At 67.7% G+C, this 9,808-nt stretch carries 9 protein-coding genes and 2 pseudogenes; 6 read left to right on the top strand and 5 right to left on the bottom strand.

Features of this window, described 5'->3' with window-relative positions; all coding sequences use genetic code 11:
• The 5 genes and pseudogenes from AACZ35_RS09220 to AACZ35_RS09200 all read right to left on the bottom strand — a co-directional run.
• A pseudogene (locus AACZ35_RS09220) lies at window positions 1–353 on the bottom strand (group 1 truncated hemoglobin); the annotation flags it as partial.
• Window positions 354–368: 15 nt separating this feature from the next.
• Window positions 369–1,268: a DUF3034 family protein gene (locus tag AACZ35_RS09215; protein ID WP_339828384.1), complete on the bottom strand. Its 900-nt coding sequence runs from the start codon at window positions 1,266–1,268 to the stop codon at window positions 369–371.
• Window positions 1,269–1,838: a hypothetical protein gene (locus tag AACZ35_RS09210; RefSeq protein WP_339828383.1), complete on the bottom strand. Its 570-nt coding sequence runs from the start codon at window positions 1,836–1,838 to the stop codon at window positions 1,269–1,271.
• Between the two features lie 71 nt (window positions 1,839–1,909).
• Complete coding sequence (locus tag AACZ35_RS09205; protein ID WP_339828381.1) at window positions 1,910–2,398, bottom strand: cupin domain-containing protein; 489 nt, start codon at window positions 2,396–2,398, stop codon at window positions 1,910–1,912.
• Window positions 2,395–3,003 carry a sigma-70 family RNA polymerase sigma factor gene (locus tag AACZ35_RS09200; RefSeq protein WP_339828380.1) on the bottom strand — a complete coding sequence of 203 codons (609 nt, stop codon included), beginning with the start codon at window positions 3,001–3,003 and terminating at the stop codon, window positions 2,395–2,397. Before AACZ35_RS09200 ends, AACZ35_RS09205 begins: the two co-directional genes overlap by 4 nt.
• 441 nt (window positions 3,004–3,444) lie before the next feature.
• On the opposite strand from AACZ35_RS09200, the gene AACZ35_RS09195 reads away from it, so the two are divergent.
• From AACZ35_RS09195 to AACZ35_RS09170, 6 genes and pseudogenes are all read left to right on the top strand, one after another.
• On the top strand, window positions 3,445–4,545 hold the full coding sequence (locus tag AACZ35_RS09195; protein ID WP_339828378.1) for a Glu/Leu/Phe/Val dehydrogenase dimerization domain-containing protein: 1,101 nt from the start codon (window positions 3,445–3,447) through the stop codon (window positions 4,543–4,545).
• A 72-nt stretch (window positions 4,546–4,617) separates the two neighbouring features.
• On the top strand, window positions 4,618–5,775 hold the full coding sequence (locus tag AACZ35_RS09190) for an isovaleryl-CoA dehydrogenase (RefSeq protein WP_339828377.1): 1,158 nt from the start codon (window positions 4,618–4,620) through the stop codon (window positions 5,773–5,775).
• A gap of 151 nt (window positions 5,776–5,926) precedes the next feature.
• Window positions 5,927–7,102, top strand: a complete 1,176-nt coding sequence (locus AACZ35_RS09185; RefSeq protein ID WP_339828376.1) for an acetyl-CoA C-acyltransferase — start codon at window positions 5,927–5,929, stop codon at window positions 7,100–7,102.
• A 192-nt stretch (window positions 7,103–7,294) separates the two neighbouring features.
• Window positions 7,295–7,672, top strand: a complete 378-nt coding sequence (locus AACZ35_RS09180; protein ID WP_339828374.1) for a hypothetical protein — start codon at window positions 7,295–7,297, stop codon at window positions 7,670–7,672.
• A 152-nt stretch (window positions 7,673–7,824) separates the two neighbouring features.
• A complete protein-coding gene (locus tag AACZ35_RS09175; protein WP_339828373.1) occupies window positions 7,825–8,187 on the top strand; it encodes a hypothetical protein in 363 nt (120 codons plus the stop codon).
• Window positions 8,188–8,284: 97 nt separating this feature from the next.
• Window positions 8,285–9,808: pseudogene (locus AACZ35_RS09170) on the top strand (carboxyl transferase domain-containing protein); the annotation flags it as partial.

Raw genomic sequence — 9,808 nt, 5'->3', positions numbered from 1 at the left:
CGGAAGGGCACGTCGTGCTTGTTCATCGCCACCTGCAGCACTTCCACCAGGCGGTTGAAGTCGGCGCGGTCGATGCCCAGGCCCGCGTGCGAAGACTTCATGTCGCGGCCGCTGTATTCGCAGCCGCCGCCGAGGATGGCGCAGAACTGTTCGGCCAGCTGGCGCTTCACCCGTTCCTGGTCGGCGTTGGCGAAAAACGGGCCCATGCGCTCGTCGGCCAGCAGGCCGGCCATGAAGGTGTCCATCAGCCGGTCCAGGCCCTCGCGGCCGCCGACGGCCGGCTGGGCAAACGTGGGCGCGGCGAAAGCCAGCAGGCAGGCCAGGGCCAGGGCCAGGGTCTTGGTCGTATTCATAGTTTTCTCCATGGCTCAGAAACCCACCTGCAGCGAGGCATAAACGCCGCGCTGGTTGTCGGCGATGACGATGTTGCCCAGGTCCACGTAGGCCAGGGTCAGCGACACGTTCTTGACCGGCGCCCAGGCGACGAACACGTCCCAGGCGTCGTTTTCTTCGGCGATTCCGAGGTTGTCGGGCTTCATGCGGTACTCGCCGCCGATGGCCAGGTTGCGGCTCAGCAGGTAGGCGAACGAACCCTCGAGCTGGGCCTCGTAGTCGTCGTTGAGGTCGCCGCCGAAACCCAGGATGCCGAACTGGTTGGCCTTGGTCAGGCGCAGCGTGGTGTTGAGCAGCAGGCTCTTGTCCAGGTACAGCTTGGTGGCGCTGACGTAGTAGTCCACGCCGCTGTCGTCGCGGGCGCCGATGAAGGCCAGGACGCCGGGCTGGTCGTTTTTCTTGTACTGCGCGCCGACGGAGATCTGCGGCAGCCAGCTGTCCTGCTCAAGCACGGCGTCGCCGGCGACCTTCACTTTCACGCCGATGGTGTCCTGGGTGAAGGTGAAACCATTGCCCAGCCCCAGCGCGCCGCCGATGGCCTGGGTGTCGAATGCCTGCCGCGAAAAACTCAGCTCGACCCGGTCGTAAAGACCGACCAGCACGCCGTAGCTGTCGAGCGAATAGTCGTCCACGTCAACGCGGGTGAAATAGGCGTTGCCGCCGATCTGGTCACGGGTACCGTAGCCGCCGATCACGGCCCAGGGCGTCAGGCCGCCGCCGGCGGAACCTTCCACCTGGCTGACGCCGCCGGTGAGCAGCAGCTTGCCGCTGAGGTCGGCTTCGTCGTCGGCCGACTGGGCGTGGGCCAGGCCAAGCGGCAGGCACAGGGCCAGCGCCAGCGCCGAACGCGGCAGGGAATGGGATTTCAGAGTCATTTAGGGAGTCCTCGGTCGGGGCAAGGTGGCAGGCGCATCGGCACTGCGCCGGGGCATGGGCATCGGGAAATACGGCACGACGTAACCGTTGAGTTCGGGCGGCACCTGCACCAGGAACCAGACGTCGGCCACGCCGTCGCCGCCGGCGGAGCCGCGCTTGCGGTCCGACAGCCAGCGGTACAGCGGTTTGCCTTCCCAGGCCCACATCGGCCGGCCGTCGTGGCTGCGGGCGATGGTGAAGGGGCCGTGCGGGCGGGCGGTGGGTTCGGCGAACAGCGGCGGCCACAGGCGTTCGCACTTGGGGTCGCAGCGGCTTTGCCCGGGTTTGTCTTCGGTGAAGGTGTAGAGCGCACGACCACCCTGCTCCACCAGGATGCCGCGGCGCTGCCAGATGGGCACCGGGCTGTTCAGGGCAATCTCGCGCGGGGAAAGTCGCGGCGGGGTCTTGGCGGCCGGGGCCTCGCCGGGCGCGGTGGCCGGCTTGGCTGCCGGCGTTGCCGGCACCGCGGCGGCGACGGGCAGCGCGCAGGCAAGCAGGCTGGCGAACAGCAGACGGGACAGGTGTTTCATGGCATCGCCGGGAAGGCGCACGCGGTTTGCGTACTAGTTCCCCTACGCCGGCTTGGGGCCGACTGGATGCACTACGCGTCCTGCGGGTTTTCCAGCAGGGCGCGTACCCGCGCCGGATCGGGCAGCAACTCGCCGCGGATCATCAGCAGCGCGCCGTCGGGTGAGGTGAACGCCTTGTGGCGTTCGCCCGGGGCAGCCAGCAAATAGTCGCCTGTGTGGTACTCGACGCCGTCGTGCACCACCGAACCCGACAGCACCAGGCACTCTTCCTCGCTGGCGTGCGGATGCGGCGGGATCACGGCGCCCGGCTCGATGCGCCAGAGGCTGGTCTGGGTGCTCGAATGCGGGTCCCGGCGCAGGGTCTTGATATGGATGCCGGGCACGAACGGCGTCCACTCGCCTTCTTCGGCGCGCACCACCTGGGTGCGGCTGCGGCGGGCGGCGTCCAGGATGTGGGTCCGCAGGGCCCCGGCCCGCGCGGACCCGGGCGGGTCGTCGGGCAGCAGGCCGGCCAGGGCGGCGGCCAGCAGGGTCTTGTCGTCAATCTCGGGGCGGGTCATGGCGCGTGGTCCTCGCCATCCATTGCCGAACGCAGGCTCGCCAGCCCGCGACGGGCATGCGACTTCACGGTGCCCAGGGGCAGGCCGGTGCGTTCGGCGATTTCAGCGTGGGAAAGGTCCTCGTAGAAGGCTAGTTCAAGCACCTGGCATTGCCCGGGGGCCAGTTCGTCCAGTGCCTGGCGGACCCGGGTGGCCAGGGCCTGGCTTTGGGCCAGGTGCTCCGGGCTCGGGTCTTCACTTTCTGTATACGCCAACACCGCGTCGTCTGGATGCAGCCCCGGCGGGGAACGACGGCTGAGCTTGCGCTTGTGGTCGATCGCCCGGCTCCAGGCCAGGGTCTGCAGCCAGGCCATCACTGCGCCGCGCTGCGGGCAGTAGCTGACGGCCCGGTCCCAGACCTGCAGGAATACGTCGGCCACCACTTCCTCGGCGTCCTGGGCATTGCCCAGCACCCGCAGCGCCAGGCCGTGCACCTGGCCCAGGGTCTGGTCGTAGAGCTGGCCCAGGGCCTCGGCGTCGCCGAAACGGATGCGGCCCAGCAGGGCCACCAGCGCGGCTTCATCGCAGGCGGTTCGCAGGCGCGTGGGGCTTTGCAGCTGGGGCATGGACGGTCCGCGGGGAGAACACCCCCATTAACTGCTGCCGGGGTTGCAGGGGGCGTGAAAGGCGCGGACAAAAAAAGGGCGACCACGCGGTGGTCGCCCAATGAACCCTGCTCTAAGGGTTGGAGGCTGGCGGTTCTCCGGGGAGAGATAAAACCGCCAAGCACTAATACCAACGCCGGCCCCGGCGCCGACCGGCCACGCCGCGCCGCGCACCCGCCGGACGGCCTTTCCTGGCCGACGGACGCAGGCCACCCGGGTGTGAAGGCGGGCCCTGCCCGACTAGAGCGTTTGCTTTACACTACGCCGCGCCGGAAACCGGCGAGGCCCTGCGCACCAAATATGCAGGCCATTCAAATCAATAACTTGCGGACGCTTTTTCATCCAATCTCGCACGAGGCCCACATCCCCGGGCCCGCGCAGTCCGCCAGACCGGAGCCTTCCATGATCTTCGAAATCATCTCGACCTCGAACCACGAGGAAGTGGTGTTCTGCCACAACAAGGACGCGGGCCTGAAGGCCATCATCGCGATCCACAACACCGTCCTGGGCCCGGCCCTGGGCGGTACGCGCATGTGGCCGTACGCCAGCGAGGAAGAGGCCCTGAAGGACGTGCTGCGCCTGAGCCGCGGCATGACCTACAAGGCGGCCGTGTCGGGCCTGAACCTGGGCGGCGGCAAGGCGGTGATCTGGGGCGACCCGAACAAGGACAAGTCCGAAGCGCTGTTCCGCGCCTTCGGCCGTTTCGTCAACTCGCTGGGCGGCCGCTACATCACCGCCGAAGACGTGGGCATCGACGTCAACGACATGGAATACGTGCTGCGCGAAACCGACTACGTCACCGGCGTGCACCAGGTGCACGGTGGCTCGGGCGACCCGTCGCCGTTCACCGCCTACGGCACGCTGCAGGGCCTGATGGCCGCGCTGCAGGTCAAGTTCGGCAACGAGGAAGTGGGCAACTACTCCTATGCCGTGCAGGGCGTGGGCCACGTCGGCATGGAGTTCGTGAAGCTGCTGCGCGAGCGCGGCGCCAAGGTGTTCGTCACCGACATCAACAAGGACGCCGTGCAGCGCGCCGTCGACGAATACGGCTGCGAGGCCGTGGCCCTGGACGACATCTACGACGTGGACGCCGACGTGTACTCGCCGACCGCCCTGGGCGGCACGATCAACGAAAAGACCCTGCCCCGCCTGAAGTGCAAGGTCATCTGCGGCGCCGCCAACAACCAGCTGGCCAACGACGAGATCGGCGTCGAGCTCGAGAAGCGCGGCATGCTCTACGCCCCGGACTACGCCGTGAACGCCGGCGGCCTGATGAACGTCTCGCTGGAAATCGACGGTTACAACCGCGAGCGCGCCATGCGCATGATGCGCACCATCTACTACAACCTGGGTCGTATTTTCGAGATCGCCAACCGCGACAAGATCCCGACCTACATGGCTGCCGACCGCATGGCCGAAGAGCGCATCACCGCCATCGGCAAGCTGCGCCTGCCGCACCTGGGCGCCGCCGCCCCGCGCTTCCAGGGCCGCCGCGGCAACTAAGGCCCTGGCATTGACCGGGCCGCGACGACGGCCCGGTCAAACTGCTGCGACACCCAAAGACACGGAGTCCCCATGCGCACGTTCCCCCTCGGTGAAGACCTCGATGCCCTGCGCGACGCCGTCCGGCGTTTCGCCGACAGCGAGATCGCCCCGCGGGCGGCGCAGATCGACCACGACAACGTCTTCCCCCAGGACCTGTGGCCCAAGCTGGGCGAAATGGGCCTGCTGGGCCTGACCGTGCCCGCCGAATTCGGCGGCTCGGAAATGGGCTACCTGGCGCACCTGGTGGCGATGGAGGAAATCTCCCGCGCTTCCGGGTCGGTGGGCCTGAGTTACGGCGCGCACAGCAACCTGTGCGTGGCCAACCTCTACGCCAACGGCAGCGACGAGCAGCGTCGCAAGTACTTGCCGAAGCTTTGCAGCGGTGAAGCCAAGGGCGCGCTGGCGATGTCCGAGCCCGGCGCCGGGTCCGACGTGGTGGGCTCGATGAGCTGCCGCGCCGAACTCCGCGACGGCGTATGGGTCGCCAACGGCAACAAGATGTGGATCACCAACGGCCCCGAGGCCGACGTGCTGATCGTTTACATGCGCACCGCCGGCAAGGACGCGGGTTCGCGCTGCATGACCGCCTTCATCGTCGAAAAGGGCATGAAGGGTTTCTCCACGGCGCAGAAGCTGGACAAGCTGGGCATGCGCGGCTCCAACACCTGCGAACTGGTGTTCGAGAACTGCGAAATCCCTGCGGAGAACGTGCTGGGAGAAGTGAACCAGGGCGTCAAGGTCCTGATGAGCGGCCTCAACACCGAGCGCCTGGTGCTGACCGGCGGCCCGCTGGGCCTGATGCAGGCCGCGCTCGACATCGCCCTGCCCTACGTGCGCGAGCGCAAGCAGTTCGACCAGGCCATCGGCACCTTCGGCCTGATGCAGGGCAAGATCGCCGACATGTACACGGCGCTGCAGTCCTCCCGCGCCTTCGCCTACCAGGTGGCCCGCGATTTCGACGCCGGCCACGCCAGCCGGGTCGATTCCGCCAGCTGCCTGCTGCACGCCAGCGAAGCGGCCGTGCAGGTGGCCCTGGAAGGCATCCAGGCCCTGGGCGGCAACGGCTACATCAACGAATACGCCACCGGCCGGATCCTGCGCGACGCCAAGCTTTACGCCATTGGCGCCGGCACCAATGAAATCCGCCGCATGCTGATCGGCCGCGAGCTCTTCGAAGACCGCGGCTGAGCCCCTACCCCGGCAGGAGCGCCTTCAGGCGCGAATCTTTTCCAGGGCCCGGCGACCAGGGCGAAATCGGAAGCTTCGCGGCTGAAGCCGCTCCTACAGTGGGCATGGCTGGCGGCTTATAATGGTGGTTTCCCCACGATTCGGAGCCACCATGTCCAAGGTCGTCATCGCAGGTGCCAAGCGCACCGCCCTCGGGGCCCTGCTGGGCCAGTTCACCGGCGTGCCCGCCACGCAGCTGGGCAGCACCGCCATCAAGGCGGCGGTTGAACAGGCCGGCGTGGCCGGCGACAAGGTCGATGAAGTGATCATGGGCTGCGTGCTGCCCGCCGGCCTGGGCCAGGCCCCGGCCCGCCAGGCGGCGCTTGGCGCCGGCCTGCCGACGGCGGCCGGCTGCACCACCATCAACAAGGTCTGCGGCTCGGGCATGAAGGCCATCATGATGGGCCACGACCTGATCAAGGCCGGTTCGGCCAGCGTCGTCGTCGCCGGCGGCATGGAGTCGATGACCAACGCGCCGCACCTGCTGATGAACTCGCGCACCGGCACCAAGTTCGGCAACACCGAGATGCTTGACCACATGGCCTGGGACGGCCTGGTCAATCCCTACGACAAGCAGGCCATGGGCGTGTTCGGCGAGATGTGCGCCGACAAGTACAGCTTCACCCGCGAACAGCAGGACGCCTACGCCGCCGAATCGGTGCGCCGCGCCCTGGCCGCCCAGGCCGACGGCACGTTCAATGACGAAATCGCCCCGGTCACCGTCGCCGGCCGCAAGGGCGACACGGTGATCGACACCGACGAACAGCCCGGCCGCTGCAACATCGAAAAGATCCCGAGCCTGCGCCCGGCCTTCAAGAAGGACGGCACCATCACCGCCGCCGCTTCGTCGTCGATCAACGACGGCGCCGCCGCCGTGGTGCTGTCCTCCGAAGAGGCCGCCAAGGCCCAGGGCCTGGCGCCGATCGCCATGATTGTTGCGCACGCCACCCATTCCCAGGCCCCCGAGTGGTTCACCACCGCGCCGGTGGCGGCCATCCAGAAGGTGCTGGACAAGGCCGGCTGGAAGGTCGAAGACGTCGACCTGTTCGAGGTCAACGAAGCCTTCGCCGTCGTCGCCATGGCGCCCATGAAGGAGCTGGGCATCGCCCACGACAAGCTCAACGTGCACGGCGGCGCCTGCGCCCTGGGCCACCCCATCGGCGCCTCTGGCGCACGTTTGGTGGTCACCCTGGTCAATGCGCTCAAGCGCCGCGGTGGCAAGCGCGGCGTGGCCGCCCTGTGCATCGGCGGTGGCGAAGCGACCGCGCTGGCGATCGAGTTGGCCTGAACCCGCGGGCCCCGGCGGGTCGCCGGGGCCGACCAGATCCTGCGGTTCGCGGCAATCAGGAATTCGTTCAAATTTGGTTAAAACAAACGAATGCTTGACTCCGGTTCAGTTCCTGACATGATTTTGCCGACGTGTTCGTGTGCCAAACGACACGTTTCAGATTTCCCATACGTCCAGACGAGGAATTCACCCATGTCCCTGAACAAGATCCTGCTCGCCACGGCCCTGGGCCTGGCCCTGGCGGCCTGCTCCAACCAGGCTGAGCAGGCGGCCGATTCGGCCGAAGAAGCTGCTGCTTCCGCCGCCGACGCCTCCGCCGACGCCGCTGACGCCGCCGCTGCCGCCACCGACGCCGCTACCGACGTCGCCGCGGACGCTGCCGCCGATTCGGCCGATGCCGCTGCCGACGCCGCCGACGTGGCCGCCGACGCCGCGGTCGATGCTGCCACCGCCGGCACCGAAGAAATGGCTGACGCCGCCGCCGACATGGCCGACCAGGCTGAAGAAGTGGCTGAAGACGCCGCCGACGCCGCTGAAGAAGCTGCCGAAGAGGCTGGCGACGAGTACTGAGCCTGGCTCAGCCGTCGCTTTGAAAGAACGGGTGCGACCAAGGTCGCACCTGTTTTTTTTTGCCCGGGTTGCACCGAAGGCCGCCGACCCGGGTATGCTGGCCCACGGCGACCGTGAGGGTCGCGATAACCACCAAATTGGGGAGATACACCATGCGTAATCCGACTTTTGCCCTGGCCACCGCCATTGCCCTGGCCTTCGGCCTGGCTGCTTGCAGCCCGCAGACCGAGCAGGAAGCCGACGAAGCCGGCGCCGCCATCGAGAACGCCGCCGAAGAATCCGGTGACGTGATGGAAGCCGCTGCTGACGATGCCGCCGCCGGCATGGACGAGGCTGCTGCCGAAACCGACGCCGCGATGGACGAAATGGGCGCCGAGATGGAAGAAGCAGGCGACGCCATGGGCGAAGCCATGGACGATGCCGCCGACGCCACGCAGGAAGCTGTGAACGACGCCGCCGAGAACGTCGACGAAGCCATCACCACCGAAGAAGAGGCCGCCGCCGGCGAGGAGTGATCCCCGCAGCGTCGCCCTGAAAGCCGCCGGCCCCGTGCCGGCGGTTTTTTTTTGCCGGGGCGCTTAAACGCCGGGGATTGCCCAACGATTGCAGCGCATGAGCATCCTCAGCAGCCACATCGATCCCCGCGACCCCCAGTTCCAGGAAAATGACGCGCAGCTGCGCGCCGCCGTCCAGGACCTCGAAGCCAGGCTGGCCAAGGTGGCCGAAGGCGGCGGCGAGAAGGCCCGCAAGAAGCACACCGAACGCGGCAAGCTGCTGCCCCGCGAACGTGTCGCCGCCCTGCTCGACCCGGGCTCGCCCTTCCTTGAACTCTCGGCCCTTGCCGCCGGCGGCATGTACGACGACGCCGCGCCCGCCGCGGGCGTGATCACCGGCATCGGCCGCGTGCACGGCATCGAAGTGGTCGTCGTGGCCAACGACGCCACGGTGAAGGGCGGCACCTACTTCCCGATGACGGTGAAAAAACACCTGCGGGCCCAGGAAGTGGCGCTGGAAAACCACCTGCCCTGCATCTACCTCGTCGATTCCGGCGGCGCCTTCCTGCCGCTGCAGGACGAGGTGTTCCCGGACAAGGAACACTTTGGCCGCATCTTCTACAACCAGGCCCGGCTGAGCGCGAAGAACATCCCGCAGATCGCCGTGGTGATGGGCAGCTGCACCGCCGGCGGCGCCTACGTGCCGGCGATGTGCGACGAATCGATCATCGTCAGGGAACAGGGCACGATCTTCCTGGGCGGCCCGCCGCTGGTGAAGGCCGCGACCGGCGAAGTGGTGGACGCAGAATCCCTGGGCGGCGCCGACGTGCATACCTCGGTCAGCGGCGTCGCCGACCACTTCGCGGAAAACGACCGCCACGCGCTGCAGATCGCCCGCGACATCGTGCGCCATCTGAACCGCCGCAAGCAGCTGCCGGTGGCCGTGCAGCCGCCGCGCGAGCCGCTGTTCCCGGCCGAGCAGCTCTACGGCGTCATTCCCAAGGACACCCGCCGGCCCTTCGACATCCGCGAGGTCATCGCCCGCGTGGTGGACGGCAGCGAGTTCCAGGAGTTCAAGGCTCGCTACGGCAAGACCCTGGTCTGCGGCTTCGCGCACATCCACGGCTACCCGGTGGGCATCATCGCCAACAACGGCATCCTGTTCGCCGAAAGCGCGCTCAAGGGCGCGCACTTCATCGAGCTGTGCAACCAGCGCGACATCCCGCTGGTGTTCCTGCAGAACATCACCGGCTTCATGGTCGGCAAGAAGTATGAAAACGCCGGCATCGCCAAGGACGGGGCCAAGATGGTCACGGCGGTGGCGTGTTCGCACGTGCCGAAGTTCACCGTGGTCATTGGCGGGTCTTTCGGCGCCGGCAACTACGCCATGTGCGGCCGCGCCTACGGCGGCCGTTTCCTGTGGATGGCCCAACGCCCGCATCTCGGTGATGGGCGGCGAACAGGCCGCCAGCGTGCTGGCCACGGTGAAACGCGACGGCATCGAAGGCGCCGGCAAGACCTGGAGCGCCGAGGAAGAAGAAGGTTTCAAGGCGCCCATCCGCGACCAGTACGAACGCCAGGGCCACCCCTACTACGCCAGCGCCCGCCTCTGGGACGACGGCATCATCGACCCCGCCGACAC

Source organism: uncultured Arenimonas sp. (assembly GCF_963976025.1).
Taxonomy (GTDB): domain Bacteria; phylum Pseudomonadota; class Gammaproteobacteria; order Xanthomonadales; family Xanthomonadaceae; genus Arenimonas.
This window is presented reverse-complemented; position numbering and strand designations above follow the sequence as displayed.